The following is a 19,522-nucleotide window of genomic DNA, read 5'->3' as shown; positions in this document are numbered from 1 at the left end:
TGTTTTTATCAGATTTTAGTAACAATTAATATACGGTCTTCAATGCCCAGTACCTTTACGAGGGTGCCCGACAGCAGGCGCTCTCCTTCTGTAACGGCGGTCAGTTCGTGGCTGGTGTTGTTGTAGCTGATCTGGATCTTTCCCACGCCGCTCTTGTTTTCGGGAATGGTCAGATACACCTCCCCGGATCTGCCGATGAGGCGTTCCGCGTTGAAGGTATTGTCCTCCGTGAGTTTCATGATCTGCCGGATCACAAAGAAGAAAAGCAGGACAAAAAATATGCCCACCAATGCCGCCAGTGCAACGAGCAGCGCCTTGCTTTCGACGGTACGGAAAAAAGCCACTCCCGTCCAGCCAAAGCCCATCAGGAAATTGATCAGGTTCCGCAGCGAGAACATCTGAAAGGGGGCATCTGCGCCGGTAAGATCACCGTCAAAATCGGCATTGATCCCATCGGCACCATGTCCGCCGGTAAAGGTGAGGATGGTCTGGATCAAAAAGACAATACTCGTAATGATGGCAACCCACCAGAAACCCTGGAGCAGCGAGGGCATGCCCTCAAAAAAAGCATTCATATTTTAAATAGATTAGATACAGCGTTATAAAAAATCATCATCAGCAGTACTATTCCCTACAAATATATTCAAATCCGTATTCTTTTCCAACTCACCGCCCCCCCCGGCCGCAATATAAATTTACAGGTGCAGATGCACGGGTTTGGTTTTTGAACGCTGCGATCAAAACTAACGGCAGACTGATACCTACCGTAGTTGCCTGCGCAACCTGCTGCACCGGGGCAACGGCATTCAAAACATCCTACTGCCGGTCTATCCAATACCGACAGGTTCACCCCCGCCAGCGGCTAAATGGCGGTATGATCTGCATGGTTGCCACTGTTACTTCTGGTATTTTCCGTATCTCCTTACAAAAAAAACCGGTTCTTAAAACTACCTGAAAACAGGTATTTTTTCAGCGCTCCGGTGTCTTACTTTTGCAAAAAAATTTTTTGCATTATGAAATTGAAAATGACCTTATGTGTGGCACTCGCTTTTACTGCAACTGCCTTATTTGCCCAAAGCGATTACAAGCAATCGATTGGTTTACGTCTTGGAAGCGGTTATTATGATGTTGCTTCTGCTGCTTACAAAACCTTTTTTAATGATGCCTCTGCAATAGAGATCAACGTCGGTTTCCGTCCTTATGGTGTTGCAGGATACAAGTGGTTCAACGCATCGGCGGCGGCCACCTACCAGCATCATTTTCCGATTAAACCGGTTGAAGGATTGAAATGGTTCATTGGCGGCGGCCTCGTCGCATCCAATTCCTTTTCCAACTACGATGATCGTAAGGGATTCAACCTCGGATTGTACCCGACGGCCGGTGCGGACTATAAATTCAAAAATATCCCACTTGCGGTTTCCGCAGATGTACGTCCGACCATTCATGTTATCGAAGCTTACGATTACTATAACAGTTTTTATCCCAATGCTGGTGTGTCTGCACGATACACTTTTTAAATATTCATGGTTTATCTGAAGGAACGAGGCTATCCCGGTTGGGATAGCCTTATTTATTAGAGTACAGCTTTCTTATGTTGCGTTTTTTGGTGTTGCTATAAAAGCAATGGCCGATCGCCACTTGCCGCTTTCTTCTGGACGTCAGCAGTAATTTAAACATCTGATGCTGCAATCGTGCGAATCAGGTGATCAGTCTGCGCACAACAGCCGTAAATTCCCGCTTTCACCACTGTCTAAAGGCTTGCCTTTCATATTTTTCCTCATTCATACTTTTTTGTACAAATAAAAACGTACTTTTGCAGCATGAGTACGGAAACAGATCAATTATTGCACAATAATGTAGCCGAAGAAGCGGATGTTATTGAAAATCATGTAAATAGCGAATACAAGTATGGTTTTGTGACAGATATCGAAATGGAATCGGCACCTAAGGGGTTGGATGAGCATACCATCCGGTTTATCTCTGCCAAAAAGAATGAGCCGGAGTGGATGCTGGAGTGGCGTTTGAAAGCCTTTGCACAATGGCAGAAGATGAAGCCGCCGCATTGGGCCAACCTTACCTATCCGACCATTGATTTCCAGGATATTATCTATTACGCGGCACCAAAGCAAAAGATAAAGCCCAAAAACCTTGATGAAGTAGATCCGGAGCTGATCAAAACCTTCGAAAAACTGGGGATCTCCCTGGAGGAACAAAAACGCCTTTCGGGGGTAGCAGTGGACGCAGTGATCGACAGTGTTTCGATTGGTACTTCTTTTAAAGAACAGCTGGCCGAACTGGGGATTATCTTCTGCTCCATCAGCGAAGCCATACAGGAGCATCCTGAACTGGTACGCAAATACCTGGCATCGGTGGTTCCGGTTACCGATAATTTTTATGCCGCATTGAACTCGGCGGTCTTCAGCGACGGCTCCTTTTGTTATATTCCCAAAGGTGTACGCTGCCCAATGGAACTTTCGACCTATTTCCGGATCAATGCGGAAAATACCGGGCAGTTTGAACGCACATTGATCGTTGCTGAAGAAGGTTCCTATGTCAGCTACCTCGAGGGCTGTACCGCGCCCATGCGGGATGAGAACCAGCTGCATGCGGCTATTGTGGAAATTGTGGCGATGGACCATGCCGAGGTAAAATACTCAACCGTGCAGAACTGGTATCCCGGCGACAAAGAAGGAAAAGGGGGCATTTACAACTTTGTAACCAAGCGGGGTATTTGTAAAGGCGCCCATTCAAAGATCTCCTGGACACAGGTAGAGACCGGCTCCTCCATCACCTGGAAATATCCCAGTGTGATCCTGCAGGGCGACCACTCTACCGGTGAATTTTACTCAGTGGCGGTGACCAATAATTTTCAGCAGGCCGATACCGGAACCAAGATGCTGCATATCGGTAAGAATACCCGGAGCCGCATCGTATCCAAAGGGATCTCTGCAGGCCGGAGCCAGAACAGCTACCGGGGCCTGGTGCGTGTGGGCAAGAATGCCAGCAATGCGCGTAATTTTTCACAGTGCGATTCCCTTTTGCTGGGTGATAAATGCGGGGCACACACGTTCCCCTATATTGAAGTAAAAAACAATACCGGCGTGGTGGAGCATGAAGCAACCACTTCCAAGATCGGGGAAGACCAGATCTTCTATTGCAACCAACGAGGCATCGATACGGAAAAAGCCGTGGCGCTGATCATCAATGGTTTTGCAAAAGAGGTCATGAATCAGCTGCCCATGGAATTTGCAGTGGAAGCTCAAAAGCTCCTGGCAATTAGTTTGGAGGGGTCGGTGGGATAGTTCCAGGTTTGAAGTTTCAAGTTTCAGGTTTCTGCCGAAACATGATTTCCTGGAAGTATATAGTGCAGGGCTGCAAGTGACCACATTGAAGTTAAATGTCAAACCTATGACCATAAAACGCTTTGAAGACCTGGATATCTGGAGAGATGCGAGAGCAATTTGCAGAGAGATTCACACAATTTCGGTTGAAACGGATCTTAGGAACGATTTCAAGTTGTTAGGACAGGTCAAAGATTCTTCAGGTTCAATTATGGATAATAAAAGTAGTTTCCAGGGTAATAAATTCAAGTCCGGGGTCTAACCTGGAACTTCAGACTTGAAACCTGAAACTTCAGATTTTTGAATTGAAATAAACGAAAAATCAGAAATAAAAAATGTTAAGCATTAAAGACCTCCGCGCAGGTATTGAAGACAGAGAAATATTAAAAGGGATCAACCTGAACATTAAACCGGGCGAAGTACATGCGATCATGGGGCCCAACGGCTCCGGTAAAAGTACATTGGCATCTGTACTGGCGGGTAAGGAAGACTATGAAGTTACCGGAGGCTCCGTAACCTTTGAAGGCAAAGACCTGCTGGAGCTGGCTCCGGAAGAACGGGCGGGTGAAGGCATTTTCCTCAGCTTTCAGTATCCCGTTGAAATACCCGGACTGAGCACCACCAATTTTATGAAAACCGCAGTGAACGAGATCCGGAAATATCGCGGACAGGACGAACTGGATGCGGTTTCCTTTTTAAAGAAGATGAAAGAGAAAATGGCCCTGGTAGAGATCGACCAGTCCATGCTGAGCCGCTCGCTGAATGAAGGTTTTTCCGGAGGAGAGAAAAAGCGGAATGAAATTTTTCAGATGGCGATGCTGGAACCCAAACTGGCCATCCTTGATGAAACCGATTCGGGCCTGGATATTGATGCCATCCGCATTGTAGCCAATGGGGTTAACAAACTCCGTACCCCGGAAAATGGCATCCTGGTGATCACGCACTACCAACGCCTGCTGGACTATATCATTCCCGATTTTGTACATGTGCTGTACAATGGGCGTATTGTAAAATCCGGCACGAAGGAACTGGCATACGAGCTGGAAGAAAGAGGTTATGATTTTATAAAGAACGAGCTGGTATAATAATGTGAGAACGTGAAAATATGAGAACGTGAGCGCTGACACATCAGTAATCTTTTACATTTTCAAATTTTCCACATCTCCGCATTTTCCACATTCTCACATTTTCAAATTAAACAATGGACACAATAACATATTTTAAAGAACGGTTTGAACAGTTACAGGAAGCACAGCTGGATTCACGGCTACGGTCGCTGCGTGATGATGCTTTTAACGAGTTTGAACAAACCGGCATCCCTACCGTAAAGCATGAAGAGTGGAAATATACCCGTATCAATGATTTTTTTGGAAAGGACTATCACTTTACAACAGATCTGAAGGAACTGCAGTTCCGGGCGGCCGAACTTCAGCCGTTTTTACTGCCGGGACATGAAGATGCAAACAGCATTGTTTTCATAAACGGGCATTATCATGCAGAGCATTCCGTGTTACGCTCAGAGGAGCTGGAAGTGATCTCGCTGGAAACCGCAGCGCACAACCAGTACGCACCGGTGGTGGAAGCGCACCTGGGGCATAGCGCCGATTACCACAGGGACGGGATCAATGCGCTGAATACCGCATTTATACAGGAAGGTGTATTCATCCACATACAAAAGGGGAAAACGGTCAACCACCCTGTCTATATCTATAACGTAACGGACGCCCGTTCCGGAAATATCTTTGCCCAGCCACGGGCGCTGGTTCATGTGGGCGAAAATGCGCAGGTGGAGATCCTGGAAACCTTTGTGACCATGGGCGCTGATGAAAGTTTTACCAACCAGGTATTTGAAATAGCGGTAGAAGAAGATGCGGTGCTGCATTTGTATAAGATCCAGAATGATGCGGCCAATTCCACGATCGTCAGCACTACTCATGTACACCAGGTAGGCAAAAGCGTTGCCAATGTGGTCACCATCTCTTTAAGCGGGGGGCTGGTCCGGAACAACCTGAATATGGTCATGTCTGCCCCCTATTGCGAGGCCAACCTTTCCGGGCTGTACCTGCAAAACGGGCATACTCATGTAGACAATCACACGGTGGTGGACAACCGGCAGCCCAATTGCCTCAGCAATGAATTGTATAAAGGCATTATGAACGGCCACTCCACCGGCGTATTTAACGGGAAAATATTTGTGCGCCAGATCGCGCAGAAAACAAATGCGTATCAGACCAATAAGAATATTTTACTTTCTGAGAACGCAGCCGTTAATACAAAACCACAGTTGGAAATTTTTGCGGACGATGTAAAGTGCTCGCATGGCTGTACCGTAGGCCGACTGGATGAAGAGGCGCTGTTTTATCTGAAAGCACGCGGCATCTCCGACGCTACTGCACGTTCACTCCTTTTACATGGGTTTGCGCTGGACGTGCTGGAAAAGATCGGGTCGGAAGATGTGCGTCAGTATGTAAATGCACTGGTAACTGCAAGCCTGAAGCTTGGCTGAGCCATGCAGATGACAATAGAAGGGATCGATCCAACTCCATAAAAAAATACAGGTGATGAGTAATGAAACAATGATAGCAGCAACCGGAGAAAATCAGGTATTGGATATTGAAAAAATAAGGAACGACTTCCCGGTACTTCAGCGGATGGTAAAAGGGCATCCCCTGGTCTATTTGGATAATGCGGCCACCTCCCAGAAGCCAGCGGCGGTCATTGACGCGCTGGTGCACTATTACACACATCTGAACGCTAATGTGCACCGGGGCATTCATACGCTTGCAGAAGAGGCTACCGCTGCCTTTGAGGCTACCCGCGATGTTGTACGCTCCTTCATCAATGCCGCGCAGCGGGAAGAGATCATCTATACCAAAGGCACCACCGAGGGCCTTAACCTGGTAGCCTATACCTGGGGCAGAAAACACCTTAGGGAGGGCGATGAAGTGATCATATCCGGTATGGAGCACCACTCCAATATTGTTCCCTGGCAGGTTGTCTGTGAAGAGAAAAATGCCGTGCTGAAGGTAATACCGATTACGGACAAAGGTGAGCTCGACATGGAGGTCTTTCATCAGTTACTTTCCGAACGGACAAAGATCGTTTCTGTAGTGCATGTATCCAATGCCCTGGGCACCATCAACCCGGTTAAAGCGATCATCGACGCGGCGCACGCAAAAGGTGCCGTGGTACTGATCGATGGCGCCCAGTCTTCCATGCACCTGGATATTGATGTGCAGGATCTGGATTGCGATTTTTTTGCACTGTCGGCACATAAAATGCTGGGCCCCACCGGAGCGGGCATTTTATACGGAAAAAGCAGCCTGCTGGAAGAAATGCCGGTATTCCTTGGTGGTGGCGAAATGATCAAAGAGGTAACGTTTGAGAAAACGACCTACAATGAGCTCCCGTACAAATTTGAAGCGGGTACACCCAATATTGCAGACTTTGTGGCATTTAAGCCCGCTATTGAATACATAAACAAGCTAGGCAAGGAAAAGATCCGTGCGCACGAAGATGCGCTCCTCTCCTATGCTACAGAGAAAATAAAAGAAACAGAAGGGGTAAAGATCATTGGTGAAGCAGAACAAAAGGCCAGTGTGCTTTCCTTTGTGATCGACGGCGTGCATCCCCAGGATATAGGCATTTTGCTGGACAATAAAGGCATTGCGGTGCGGACCGGGCATCATTGTGCAGAACCGCTCATGAGCCGCTTTTGCATTCCCGGAACCATCCGCGCTTCTTTTGCGGTGTACAACACGCTGGCTGAAATAGATCTCTTTGCGGAAGCATTGAAAAAAGCAATAAAAATTTTGAGATAGTACGATGAACTTCCCGGTATATATGATCTGTTTGCTGCTTCTTTTACTACCGGAAGTTTTCCATGCACAGGCTGTAAGCAATGCCGATTCTTCCGTCTGTTATTCAAAGAGGAGTTATGCGCTCAACGCGGTTTTTACAAAAACAGAAATACCTCCGAAGTTCAGGGGAAAAACGGGGCTTCACGGATACGGCCAGGGTCCGGTTTATTTTAGGCAGCAACGCTGTAATGAGCAACCTGGCGGTTGAAACTCCGAACCCCCTTTTTAAAACTGCGCTGATCCGCGCGATAAAAGCGTCAGCCTGTTTTTGGAAGCCCGGTGGATTCAACGGACGGGAGGTGAACAGTTGGGTTGTGTTAGACGTTTACTACACGATTGAAAGAGGCGAAAACAGGAAGCGGGTCTCGCTTGGATACAACGTTGTTAACGGACGGAACCGCGGATCCAGGGCCGCATGGATTGATTAAGGACAAAAAGATGACACTCATGACAACAAAAACAATACAGGAAATAGAAGCTGAGATCGTGGACGAATTTTCGCTTTTTGATTCCTGGGATGATAAATACGAATATATTATTGACCTTGGAAAGCGGTTGCCGCCGCTGGACGAGGTGTTTAAAAAAGAGGAGAACAAGGTAAAGGGCTGTCAGTCTACCGTATGGCTGGTGGCAGATTACCAGGATGGTAAAATAATTTATAAGGCAGAAAGCGATGCGATCATCGTAAAGGGGCTGATCAGTATGCTCATCCGCGTACTCTCCGGTCATACGCCGGATGAGATCTTAAACGCGGATATGGATTTTATCAATAAGATCGGCATGACCAGCCACCTGGCACAGACCCGCTCGAACGGGTTGCGGGCGATGGTAAAACAAATGAAGCATTATGCGCTGGCATTCAAAAGTCTAAGGTTTAATGCTTGATATTTAACATTAGGCATTGGGCACAAACATTAAACAAAAGAAAATGGAACCGGATACAGATACCATTGAAGAAAAAGTAATCAGGGAGCTACAGACCATTTATGATCCGGAGATCCCGGTAAATATATTTGAACTGGGGCTCGTGTATAAGGTTGAAGTACTTAACAATGATTATGTAAAAATACTGATGACCCTTACCGCTCCTTCCTGCCCGGCGGCGCAGACCTTGCCCGTGGAGGTAGACCAGAAAGTGCGCGCCATTGACGGAGTCAGTGATGTGGAGGTTACCATTACCTGGGACCCGCCCTGGAACAAAAGCATGATGAGTGAGGCGGCCCAATTGGAATTGGGATTTTTATAAAAAAACATTAAAAACAGGAACAAAAAATCCGGGAGATACTTGTAATGAAAATTACCGCACAGGAAGAATATGGCTTAAGAATCTTGATCCGCCTGGCCTCATGCAAGGATGAAGAAGGATTAAGCATTCCCCAGCTCAGCGAAGCCGAGGGGTTGACAACGCATTATGCCGCTAAAATTGCCCGCACCCTGCGTATGGCCAATTTTATACGCAGTACCCCGGGTAATAAGGGTGGCTATATCCTTGCCCGCCCCGCCGGCGAAGTGGTCATAAAAGACGTGCTGGAAGCCCTGGGAGGGGTGTTGTTCGATACCAGCTTCTGTGGTGCGCATAAGGGCAATATGCGGTTCTGCACCAATTCGGTGGATTGCTCAGCCCGGTCGCTTTGGCAAATACTGCAATTAACCATTGATAAGCTGCTGGTGCAAATAACCCTTAGCGACCTGATCGAGAAAGAAGAAGCGTCTTCGGTGAAATTCAACAGCCTGGTGCGGCAAAACCCCGTTTTGTGATCTTTTTTCGGCGGTTCCGGATATTTTTTTTGAATGAATGTTTAAAATATTTATAATCAAATAGTTGCGTTGCTGATATTTTTTTATTGGAACGGTTACCTTTTTTAAAAACCGGTATTAATATCAAATTATAATTTTAAAATTAAAAAAACAAACAATGAAAAAATTATTTGCAATTGCTTTGATCGCGGTTTCTTTTGCAGCTTGTAACAGTTCTGAAACAAAACCCGAAGAAACTACACCGGGTGCGGACACTACTACAGATGTAACTCCTGCTCCGGCTCCGGCTCCTGATACTACAGTAGCTCCTGTTGGTCAAGATACAGCTTCTCAAGCTCCTGCAGCTGATACAACTAAAAAATAATTTAGTTATTCTTTTTTAGCAAAAGGTTATTAACCGCCGCTCCGGTCCAACCGGGGCGGTTTTTTTTATGCATCTGTTTCTTGTAAATACGGTTGCAGAAATGTTTATTTCGCGCAGCGGTGCAAAGGAGTAGCGCACACGGTGCCCGCCGCCACCGGCAGGTTCGGGAATATGCAATGATTTTCAGCGCTTCTGTGGCTATTTTCCTAACGACACAAAGTTGCGCATAGAATACGCGGAGGATCATGGTGCCAAAGGCTTATTTCGGGATTCCTGCAAAGACGCGGAGATCTGCAGGGCGCAGGAATTATCATAATGGACCGGTATTCATTTTATTAAAATGTGTATCCCTTCAATGATTGATGAAGACCACAAATCATGGTCCGCGCGCTGATCAATGTCCTTAATGACCGGAAAATAAAACGGCTGTGGTAATCCACAGCCGTTCATATCTTGTACGTACATTACGGTTATTTCATGCTTTTATAAAGCGTATCATATTTTTTCTCCAGGGCACTGTACTTTGTCTTGGTGGCGCCGGTGGCGTCCTGTCCGATGAAGAAGTAGTACTGTGCCAGGTTCCCGGCAATTACCCGGTATTGACGTTTCTGCACATTGTCGAGCTGCGGGAGTTTGCCCAGTACCTCGGCCGCTTTTTCAAAATGCTCGGCCGCCAATGCATACTCAGCTACATAGGCTTTTTTGGCATCGGCATATTTTTGCTTGTCGGCTGCCGTTACTTTTGCGCCCTTGCTATCCATTTCCTTTTCCGCATTGCGCATTGCCTCTTCCTTGATGCCTGCTTTGTTCATATAATGATCGCCCATCAATAAAGTCGGTTGCAGTTCATTGGCATTTACCGATGCCGCTTTCTTAAGAGCCGCCAGCATCTTTGTTTCCAGCTCCGCAGCATTGGCTGGTTTTTCCTCTCCTTCTTTGGCCCTGTTCAGCTTCTCAAAGATCGCTTCTCCCAGGGCCAGGTTGGCCTTATAGTCATCCGGGGTGGCCGCTATTATCTTTTCCAGGTTGGCTACCTTTTCGTCAAAATTGTTGCTGCTTCCGATCGCAAAATCCAGCTTATTGTAGTTGAAGAATTCGCTTTGCGGGTATAGTTCCTTACCCAACTGCCGGTATTTTTCAAAATTGGCATCATCATTTTTGCCCGCATAGTACCGTACCAGGCTCTGGTACACCTGCTCATAGTTTTGCCCGGTAATTTTCCGGTCGGCCAGGCGGGTGTTGTACTTTACAGCATCATCCATCTGTTTGTTGGTTTCGGCCAACACCCCTGCATAATAAATGGCGTTGGTATCAATGGGACCGGGCAGGTTGATCTTCTTTTCGATCAGCAGATCCGAAAGCTCCACCACATTTTTGAATTTGGCATAAGCTGCTTCATATTTTTTGGCATTGATGTCTGCCACGCCGCTGTTAAAATAAGAAGCATACAACTGGTAAGGTGCGTTCTTATATGTATCCAGGTCCTTCATCGTCGGGTCCGCTTCTTTATACTTCTTAAAGGCTTCAAGCGCCGCTTCCCGGTTCTTGTCTGCATCTGCCACTTTTGCGCTGTCTAACGCGTCAAACGCCAGGATATACGATTTAATAATATATCCCTCAGGCTTTGAAAAGAACTTTTCATTGGCAGATTCCTTGTCATAAAGCTTATGTGCTTCCGGAATGTTGTTGATCAGCAACGCGCCTTTAATTCCTTCATATTTTTGCGCATATGCTGCTGATCCTAACAGCAATATGGCAGCAAAAAGTGTCGTTTTCTTCATCATATTCTTTTTAAGTTTTTTTTGAATTGCAAACTTTTAACGTCTCTGCAGTTCGACTGTTATCATTACTGAGACGCAATTTTCGTTCCGAAGTTATAACGTTAAAGCATTAATTTTCTGATGTTGCTTCGTTATTATTTTTTTCTTCATCCGGGGCACCGGCCGCATCGCCGTCTGAAGTTACATCTTTTTCCGTTTTTTCCTCCCCTGTATTTTGTGCGGCATCTTCACCGGTTTCTTCCTGCTCTCCGTTCATTTCCTGTTCCTCCACCTGGCTGATCGCAGCGATCTGATCGTCTTCCTCCAAACGGATCAGTTTTACCCCCTGTGTGGCCCGGCCCAGCTCGCTGATGTCGCGCACCCGCATCCGGATCGTGATTCCGCTTTTGCAGGTGATCAGCAGGTCCTGGGTTTCATCCACATCCAGCAGGCCTACGAGCGCTCCTGTTTTATCGGTCACATTAATGGTCTTTACCCCTTTTCCACCACGGTTGGTAAAGCGGTATTCATCTACTTTTGTACGCTTCCCATAACCCTTCTCGCTCACAACCAGCACGGATTTCGGATCATCGGTGGCCAGGCAGATCATGCCGACCACTTCATCATGCTCATCATCTACCTCGATCCCCGCAACTCCGATAGCACCGCGACCAGTAGGCCGTACTTTTGATTCGGAAAAACGGATGGCGCGGCCGCTTTTTACCGCCATCATGATCTCCGAATTCCCGTCCGTAAGGCGGGCTTCCAGCAGGCGGTCGCCTTCATTGATCGTGATCGCATTCACTCCTGTCTGGCGCGGACGGCTGAAATCTTCCAGCGCTGTTTTTTTAATGATCCCTTTCTGTGTACACAGTACAATATTGTGACTGCGAACAAATTCTTCATTTTTAAGATCCTTTACATCAATGATCGCACGGATCTTATCATCGGGCGGTAGCTGCATCAGGTTCTGAATGGCTCTTCCTTTACCGGTCTTTTCCCCCTCCGGGATCTCATATACGTTCAGCCAGTAGCATCTTCCTTTTTCGGTAAAGAATAAAAGCGTATGGTGGGTAGATGCCACAAACAAATGCTCGATAAAGTCCTCCTCCCTGGTTTTGCCGCCGATCACACCCCTTCCGCCTCTCCGTTGGGCGCGGAACTCGTCAACCGGGGTCCGCTTGATATAGCTCAGATGCGAGATGGTGATGACCACATCTTCCTCTTTGATCAGGTCTTTTATGGACACCTCGTCATTCAGATAGGTGATCTCTGTTTTGCGGGCATCGCCGAATTTATCTTTTATTTCCTGCAGCTCCGTTGTAATGATGTCATAACGCAGCGTTTCGTTGGCCAGCACCTCCTTCAGGTGGGTGATCAGCTTCATCAGTTCATCAAACTCCTCTTTGATCTTCTCCCGTTCCATCCCGGTAAGCCGCTGTAGACGCAGTTCCAGGATGGCCTTTGCCTGGATCTCATCAAGCCCCCATCCGGCATTGATCAGGTTATCTTTTGCCACTTCCGGTGTGGGTGAGTTCCGGATCAGACGGATCACTTCGTCCAGATGATCCAGGGCGATCAGGTAGCCCTGTAAGATATGGGCGCGCTTTTCTGCCTCTTTCAGCTCAAATTTTGTGCGCCGCACCACCACATCGTGCCGGAAGGCCACAAACTCACTGATCAGGTCCTTCAGGTTCAGGATCTTGGGGCGGCCATGGGCAATGGCCACATTATTGATCCCGTAAGAGGTCTGCAGGTCGGTGTTCTTATACAGCTGGTTGATCACCACGTTGGCGATGGCGTCCCGCTTCAGGTCGATCACGATACGGGTGCCTTCTTTTTTATTGGATTCATTATTTACGTGCGCAATGCCATCAATGATCTTGTTGTTGACCAGGTCCCCGATGCGGCTGGTAAGCGCATCCCGGTTCACCTGGTAAGGCACTTCGGAGATCACGATCTGCTCCCGTCCGCTGGGCTTGGTATCCACCCGCACTTTCCCTCTCAGTACCACGCGGCCGCGGCCGGTATGCATTCCCGCCCGGATGCCTTCCATGCCGTAAATGATCCCTCCTGTTGGAAAATCGGGGGCCTTTACGTGCTGCATCAGTTCGTCAATGGTAATTTCTTTATTCTGGATGTATGCCACACAGCCGTCGATCACTTCGGAAAGATTGTGCGGCATTACATTGGTTGCCATCCCAACGGCAATACCGCTGGATCCGTTGATCAGCAGCTGCGGGATCCTTGTAGGCAGCACCACCGGCTCTGTACGCGAATCGTCATAGTTGGGCTGAAAATCCACCGTTTCTTTCTCAATATCGTCCAGCATATGTTCCGCAATGCTCTCCAGCTTTACCTCCGTATAACGCATGGCTGCCGGCCCGTCGCCATCCTGGGTACCAAAGTTACCCTGCCCGTTTACCATCGTATAGCGCATGCTCCAGTCCTGGGCCATCCGCACCATGGCGTCATATACGGAACTATCACCGTGCGGGTGGTACTTACCCAGCACCTCACCCACCACAAGCGCCGATTTCCGGTGCGGGCGGTTGGACCGGAGGCTCAATTCATTCATGGCATAAAGGATGCGCCGGTGCACCGGTTTTAAACCGTCCCGGACATCGGGTAACGCCCTACCAACGATCACCGACATCGAGTAGTCGATGTAGGCCGTTTTCATCTGCTCTTCTATATTTACGGGGATGATGCGATTGCCGTCCTGTGTTGCTTGCGGATCTAAATTTTCTTCCATCTAATATATTCTAAATCATTCTAATTAGTGCAAAATACACTATATGCAAATTTAACTTTTCCGGGCCGTATTTGTGCTTCTGAGGGCGGGTTTTTTGCAGGAAATTTGGGAATTTGGACCCCGAAAGTCCGGGAGCGTGTCCCAGGTCTTCGGGGAACATCCGATATGCACAATCATTCGGCTTTCCACTTATACTTTAAACCCCGGGGCCCTCAGCCTGGTACCCGGTTAAAAGTGAAAATGCAACTCTAAACGAGCAGCCGGGTGCATTGGATATAAAACCGGGTCTAACGTTCAACCGGGACATGAAACTTTAAACCGCCCCAACCCTGAACAATAAAAAAAGCCACTCTAAAAGAGCAGCTTTTGCAGATCTTTTGATCCGGATTATTTCTATTTCAGACCGAATGCTTTTTTTACTTTGGATACATAGTCCAGCTTTTCCCAGGTAAACAGCTCCACTTTTTTGTTCACCTTTTTACCATCGGGGGCAACAAACGTTTTTTCTACAACGCGGTTCTCCCTGCCCATATGCCCATAAGCGGCTGTTTCACTATAGATCGGGTTCCGGAGCTTCAGCCGTTGTTCAATAAAGTAGGGCCGCATATCAAAAATGGTTTCCACCACTTTGCTGATCTGGCCATCACTCATGTCGACTTTTGCAGTACCGTAAGTATTTACATTGATGCTGGTAGGTTGCGCCACACCAATGGCATAGGAAACCTGCACCAACACTTCATCGCACACACCGGCAGCAACCAGGTTTTTGGCAATATGCCGGGTGGCATAGGCTGCAGAACGGTCTACCTTGCTGGGATCTTTACCGCTAAAAGCACCACCGCCGTGAGCGCCCTTGCCACCGTATGTATCCACAATGATCTTCCTTCCGGTAAGGCCGGTATCGCCGTGCGGTCCGCCGATCACGAAATTCCCCGTAGGATTGATGTGATATTTGATCTTGTTGTTGAAGAGGTGCTTGTACTGCGGGTATTTTTTGATGACGCGGGGGATCAGGATCTCCCGGATATCTTTGCTGATCGTTGCCTGCATCTTTGCCTCTGTATCAAAGTCATCGTGCTGGGTAGAGATCACAATGGCCTCTATGCGCACCGGTTTGTTATTGTCGTCATATTCCAGTGTTACCTGGCTTTTGGAGTCCGGACGCAGGTAAGGGATCTTTTTATTTTCGCGGCGGATGGCGGCCAGCTCAATGAGCAGGGTATGCGCCAGGTCCAGGGCCAGCGGCATGTAATTGGATGTTTCATTGGTGGCGTAACCAAACATCATTCCCTGATCGCCGGCGCCCTGATCTTCCTTCTTCTGACGCACCACGCCCTGGTTGATATCCGAAGATTGCTCATGGATCGCCGACAGTACACCACAGGAACGGGCCTCGAACATATACTCGCTTTTGGTATATCCGATCTTGCTTACCACCCCTCTTGCGATCTCCTGTACATCCAGGTATGCCTTTGATTTTACTTCCCCGGCTAAAACAACCTGCCCGGTGGTTACCAGTGTTTCACACGCAACTTTCGACTGCGGATCAAATGCTAAAAAGTTATCAATAAGCGCATCAGAGATCTGGTCTGCTACTTTATCCGGGTGTCCTTCAGAAACACTTTCGGAAGTAAATAAATACGGCATAAACGATTTGGGTTATTAAGGAATAATTAAAATTACGGGTGCAAATATAGCACCCGTTCGTATTTAAATAAAAAATATCAATTGTAGATTAAAGCTTTGAATAGACGATCCGCAGCTTCATTTTCTGACTTGGATGGTTACCGCCGCCTATCCGCACCCTGCCCGCGCCCGATAACCCAAAGAAGGTACCGGATTGCGGAACGCTGAACAACGTGGTTCCGGTTACGGGATCCCGGTCACCCAGAGGCAGTCCTACAGCGGCCGGCGCATACAGCCTGAAGTTGAATAAGGGTACTTTCTTTACAGCGATCTTTTGTGCGTAACCCGTGATATTGAAACGCCATTGCCGTACGATATTGCCCATCGGATCCTTTTTAAAGTAATAGGTCTGGTCCGTATTGCTGGGATCATTCACACTGTAAAACGCCGGAAAATTGGTAATAGCATACCCGCCGGAGTAACTCAGTCCAAAAACATAAGGAACCAGCTTGAATTTCTGATCGGTGGAGTCGTACACATCCAGGAACACATTGCGCGGGGCACCAAACACTGAATCGGAATTGTCAAAAACAGATTCCATCTGCAGTTCTGCCAGGTGGATCACCGAGTTTGGAAAGGTTGCCAGTCCGGGTATTTTCAAGGTGGCATAGGTTCCGGGGGTATTGTCGATATACACAAATGGATCCGCTGTTTCATCCCCGCTGGTAGCAGCAATCTCGGTGCCGCTGTAGTCGCGCGTAATGTTATTGGCAGAGCCGTTCTCATTGCCGGTATAAGTCTTGCTGGAGGCCTTGATGAAATTAAAGACGCTGGTAGCCGTGTCCATATCTCCGGATGTGGTCTTGTTCTCATACCGGTAAAATACCTGCAGCTGTGCATCCTTCAGGCTAAAGCCCAGCAGTGCGTTGCCGGCACCCGCAGATTCCAGTGCAAATCCTTTGAATTTCGACCGGAATACAGAATCCGTAGAATAGCCGTCGTTGGCCCCGATAGTATCGTAGGCCAGCAGGCGTTGCCCAAAAGCATCATCCAGCCGGATACGCAACTGATCGGCAACCTTAACCGTATCGGGTGTACCGCTTTCGAAATCTATAACGGTTATTGAATCCTTCAGGGTAAACGGGGTCACTGTTCTTGAGCCCAGCAGCCCGGCGGTGGTCATGCTCCGGGACAGCAGGTAAGACGTATCTCCCTGGAAATCGTTTGCCGGGTCTATTTCAGACACATTGATCGTTTGCGGCAATGCCGTATCTCCATAAGTAAATGTATGATTGAGTACCAGTATCACCGAATCGAGGACGAGCTTTGAAGGCGCATTCTTGAACGGTGTTTTTGTATTGGGACTCACCTGGAAATAGAGCCGGGCATTGGTTTTTCCAAAGATCGGATCATTGTTGATCACGCCCAGCAGCTGCGGAAACGTGTATGAAGCCCGGAAGCTGTCGTTTGCTGCAGTAAACAACCCGTTAAATGCTTCTACTTCAAGGGTGGTATCAAAGGTATGAATATTGTCCACCTCCGGGATCAGATCCTGCCCCAGTTCTGTGGCCAGATTGATCTTGCTGCAGGAAACAATGAATCCTGAAGCCAGGAGGAACAGACCCAGTGCAAAAAAATGCGTTTTTTTCACAAAAAATATCGAATTTAATAAGCGTAATAGATTCATCAGCTCGCAAGATCGTGATACAGTTGTAAATACTCTGTTAAATCAGAATCTTCTTTAAACAACAGGGTCTTTTTTCCCCGGACTTTTGAGAACTCGGTAACCAGTTTTTTGTCCACATCCGGTGAGCCGAAGCTAATGGCATCAGAGAAGGTAGCGCCGCCTCTCATGAGCGCGATGTTGGTTCCCTCTTTGTACACTTCCAGGTCCTTTTCCTTCAAGGAAGGGTGGATCAGCGCTTTTTGTATAAATCCTTTCCCCAGCTTTTCTTTAAAAGTGGTTTCCCCGATGGTGTACACAATTTTGCTGTGGGCAAATACGGGTTCTTTTTTGTATACTGTTTTCAGATAGGCGGGGATCAGCCCGGTCATCCATCCGCTGCAGTGTATGATGTCCGGCGACCATCCGAATTTTTTCACTGTTTCCAGGGCACCTTTACAATAAAAAACCGTTCTCAGGTCATTGTCTTCAAACCACTGGTCGTTTTCATCATGAAAAAGCGTTTTCCGTTTGAACAGCTCTTCATTTTCCAAAAAATAGACCTGCAAACGGGCGCTGGGCAAAGAAGCCACCTTTATTTGTAGGGGCATGTCATCATTATCTACCGTTACATTGATTCCCGAAAGCCGTACTACCTCATGCAGGCGGTGCCGGCGCTCATTAATACTGCCAAAACGGGGCATGATACAACGCACTTCAAAAGCGTTGTCATTGGCCTTTATCGCAAGTTTGTTAACTGTTTCGGAGAATTCTGTCAATTCAAGATAGGGCGACATTTCATTGGCTATAAATAAAATTCTTTTCTTTGCTGACATGTTTTACAAACTTTAAAGGCTGCAAAGGTACATTATTATAGCCAGAATTGGTGCGAATATTCTATTTTGCAGGATGCGAGTGTTCAAAAAGAAGGATGATATTCAGGGTTTTATTCGTCATTTGCACGATAAAAAACAGGTAATCGGCTTTGTTCCGACCATGGGAGCCTTACATGCGGGGCACATCAGCCTGATAGAAGCAGCCCGGCAACAGTCGGATTTTACCGTCTGCAGCATCTTTGTAAACCCTACCCAGTTTAACGATCCCAAAGACCTGGAAAAATATCCCCGGACTATTGAAAAGGACCTCCGGCTGCTGGCGCTCCATAATTGTGACGCGGTCTTTTATCCGGATGTGGCGGAGGTGTATCCTTCCGGAACCGGGGAGCATCGTCCGCATTATGACCTGGGCCAGCTGGAATTCATCCTGGAAGGCAAATACCGTCCCGGGCATTTCCAGGGTGTGGCGGATGTGGTAAGCCGCCTTTTTTATACGATCGGCCCGGACAGGGTCTTCTTCGGACAGAAAGACCTGCAGCAATGTAAGATCATTGAAAAGCTGATTGCCGGCAATCCCGATTTTCAAAAGATCCAAATGAACAGAGTACCTACTTTGCGGGAACCCGATGGCCTGGCAATGAGCAGCAGGAACACCCGTTTGAGCCCGGGGGAGCTCCGGAAGGCCCCGGCTATTTACCAGACATTGCAATACCTGAAGGAACACCTGGCGCCGGGCGATCTTTCTGCCCTGCAGGCGGATGCACAGGAGCTGCTGGTTCGCAATGGGTTCCGTCCCGACTATGTTTCTATTGCGTACACAAGAACCCTGGAAGCATGCCGCTTCTGGGATGGACAAAGTCCCCTCACCGGCCTGATCGCCGCATTCCTGGGGGATGTACGGCTGATCGATAATCTGGAGCTCTGCTGATGTTCCTGATTTTATGATCAAGGCTCCGTGTTTAGTGGCGGATTTTCATTTCCCCATTTTCACTTTTCAAACTTTGAAATCCTCAAGTTTCCGCATTTTCAATAATTTTGCCGCTTAAACAGACAGAGCATATGGCTAAAGTTGTACTAAAAAGAGTAAGCGGAGACTATGGTTTTGATACCGTTAATGAAAACGGAACAGTAATAAAACTGGATAGCAACCCGGATATGGGCGGAACCGAATACGGCGCCCGGCCAATGCAGGTATTGCTAAATGCCCTTGCCGGCTGCGCCAGCATCGACGTTATTAGCATCCTGAAGAAGCAGCGCCAGGACGTAAAATCGTATACAGTAACTGTAACGGGAGAACGGGAAGCCGGCGTTGAGCCTTCTTTATGGAAGGAAATAGACCTGGTATTTGAAATAACCGGCAATGTAGATGAAGGTAAGGCACAACGGGCTGTGGATATTTCCCTGACCAAATATTGCTCCGTTGCCATTACCCTTACAAAAGCGGGCGCCACCATCCGCACAAAAGTGATCGTTCACCCTGCGGCTTAAGGTGTCAACCCGATCCGCCATTCACTCCGGTTGTGAATCGCTTTCAAATTTCGGATTAACTTTGGTCTTTG

General features: G+C 47.8%; 17 protein-coding genes. 11 read left to right on the top strand and 6 right to left on the bottom strand.

The features are described 5' to 3' along the window. Nucleotides 1-8 precede the first annotated feature (8 nt). Nucleotides 9-575, bottom strand: coding sequence for an NfeD family protein (locus B160_RS0111540; RefSeq protein ID WP_018628070.1), 567 nt, complete (start codon nt 573-575; stop codon nt 9-11). 438 nt (nt 576-1,013) lie between these two features. Here B160_RS0111540 and B160_RS0111535 point away from each other — a divergent pair, with 438 nt between their 5' ends. From B160_RS0111535 to B160_RS31630, 9 genes are all read left to right on the top strand, one after another. Continuing rightward, nucleotides 1,014-1,517 (top strand): hypothetical protein, encoded by a 504-nt coding sequence (locus tag B160_RS0111535; protein WP_026309712.1) that lies wholly within the window; start codon nt 1,014-1,016, stop codon nt 1,515-1,517. Nucleotides 1,518-1,820: 303 nt separating this feature from the next. Continuing rightward, nucleotides 1,821-3,302, top strand: coding sequence for a Fe-S cluster assembly protein SufB (sufB, locus tag B160_RS0111530; RefSeq protein WP_018628068.1), 1,482 nt, complete (start codon nt 1,821-1,823; stop codon nt 3,300-3,302). 374 nt (nt 3,303-3,676) lie between these two features. Next, entirely contained in the window at nt 3,677-4,426 is a 750-nt protein-coding gene (gene sufC / locus B160_RS0111520) for a Fe-S cluster assembly ATPase SufC (RefSeq protein WP_018628066.1), read from the top strand. A gap of 116 nt (nt 4,427-4,542) precedes the next feature. Further along, nucleotides 4,543-5,847, top strand: a complete 1,305-nt coding sequence (gene sufD / locus B160_RS0111515; protein ID WP_018628065.1) for a Fe-S cluster assembly protein SufD — start codon at nt 4,543-4,545, stop codon at nt 5,845-5,847. A gap of 55 nt (nt 5,848-5,902) precedes the next feature. Then, nucleotides 5,903-7,162 (top strand): cysteine desulfurase, encoded by a 1,260-nt coding sequence (locus B160_RS0111510; RefSeq protein ID WP_018628064.1) that lies wholly within the window; start codon nt 5,903-5,905, stop codon nt 7,160-7,162. Between the two features lie 486 nt (nt 7,163-7,648). Further along, a complete protein-coding gene (locus B160_RS0111500) occupies nt 7,649-8,086 on the top strand; it encodes a SufE family protein (protein WP_018628062.1) in 438 nt (145 codons plus the stop codon). Nucleotides 8,087-8,129: 43 nt separating this feature from the next. Beyond that, nucleotides 8,130-8,447, top strand: a complete 318-nt coding sequence (locus B160_RS0111495; RefSeq protein ID WP_018628061.1) for an SUF system Fe-S cluster assembly protein — start codon at nt 8,130-8,132, stop codon at nt 8,445-8,447. A 44-nt stretch (nt 8,448-8,491) separates the two neighbouring features. After that, entirely contained in the window at nt 8,492-8,959 is a 468-nt protein-coding gene (locus B160_RS0111490; RefSeq protein ID WP_018628060.1) for an RrF2 family transcriptional regulator, read from the top strand. Nucleotides 8,960-9,116: 157 nt separating this feature from the next. Then, complete coding sequence (locus B160_RS31630; RefSeq protein WP_018628059.1) at nt 9,117-9,323, top strand: hypothetical protein; 207 nt, start codon at nt 9,117-9,119, stop codon at nt 9,321-9,323. Between the two features lie 470 nt (nt 9,324-9,793). Here B160_RS31630 and B160_RS0111465 read toward each other — a convergent pair whose 3' ends face one another. The 5 genes from B160_RS0111465 to B160_RS0111445 all read right to left on the bottom strand — a co-directional run bounded on the left by B160_RS0111465 (nt 9,794) and on the right by B160_RS0111445 (nt 17,963). Next, the gene (locus B160_RS0111465) at nt 9,794-11,107 is read right to left on the bottom strand and encodes a hypothetical protein (protein WP_157558018.1); all 1,314 of its coding nucleotides are present in this window, start codon (nt 11,105-11,107) and stop codon (nt 9,794-9,796) included. Nucleotides 11,108-11,213: 106 nt separating this feature from the next. Further along, nucleotides 11,214-13,838 carry a DNA gyrase subunit A gene (gyrA, locus tag B160_RS0111460; protein ID WP_018628055.1) on the bottom strand — a complete coding sequence of 875 codons (2,625 nt, stop codon included), beginning with the start codon at nt 13,836-13,838 and terminating at the stop codon, nt 11,214-11,216. 393 nt (nt 13,839-14,231) lie between these two features. After that, on the bottom strand, nt 14,232-15,485 hold the full coding sequence (gene metK / locus B160_RS0111455) for a methionine adenosyltransferase (RefSeq protein ID WP_018628054.1): 1,254 nt from the start codon (nt 15,483-15,485) through the stop codon (nt 14,232-14,234). Nucleotides 15,486-15,573: 88 nt separating this feature from the next. Further along, a complete protein-coding gene (locus B160_RS0111450) occupies nt 15,574-17,115 on the bottom strand; it encodes a DUF4270 domain-containing protein (protein WP_018628053.1) in 1,542 nt (513 codons plus the stop codon). A 35-nt stretch (nt 17,116-17,150) separates the two neighbouring features. Next, nucleotides 17,151-17,963 (bottom strand): glycogen/starch synthase, encoded by an 813-nt coding sequence (locus B160_RS0111445; protein ID WP_018628052.1) that lies wholly within the window; start codon nt 17,961-17,963, stop codon nt 17,151-17,153. A 73-nt stretch (nt 17,964-18,036) separates the two neighbouring features. Here B160_RS0111445 and panC point away from each other — a divergent pair, with 73 nt between their 5' ends. Together panC and B160_RS0111435 are read left to right on the top strand one after the other, a co-directional pair. Continuing rightward, entirely contained in the window at nt 18,037-18,891 is an 855-nt protein-coding gene (gene panC / locus B160_RS0111440; RefSeq protein WP_026309708.1) for a pantoate--beta-alanine ligase, read from the top strand. 131 nt (nt 18,892-19,022) lie between these two features. Beyond that, nucleotides 19,023-19,451, top strand: a complete 429-nt coding sequence (locus B160_RS0111435; RefSeq protein WP_018628050.1) for an OsmC family protein — start codon at nt 19,023-19,025, stop codon at nt 19,449-19,451. The last annotated feature ends 71 nt before the right edge of the window (nt 19,452-19,522 follow it).

This window comes from Niabella aurantiaca DSM 17617 (genome assembly GCF_000374125.1).
In the GTDB taxonomy this organism is placed as follows: Bacteria; Bacteroidota; Bacteroidia; order Chitinophagales; family Chitinophagaceae; genus Niabella; species Niabella aurantiaca.
This window is presented reverse-complemented; position numbering and strand designations above follow the sequence as displayed.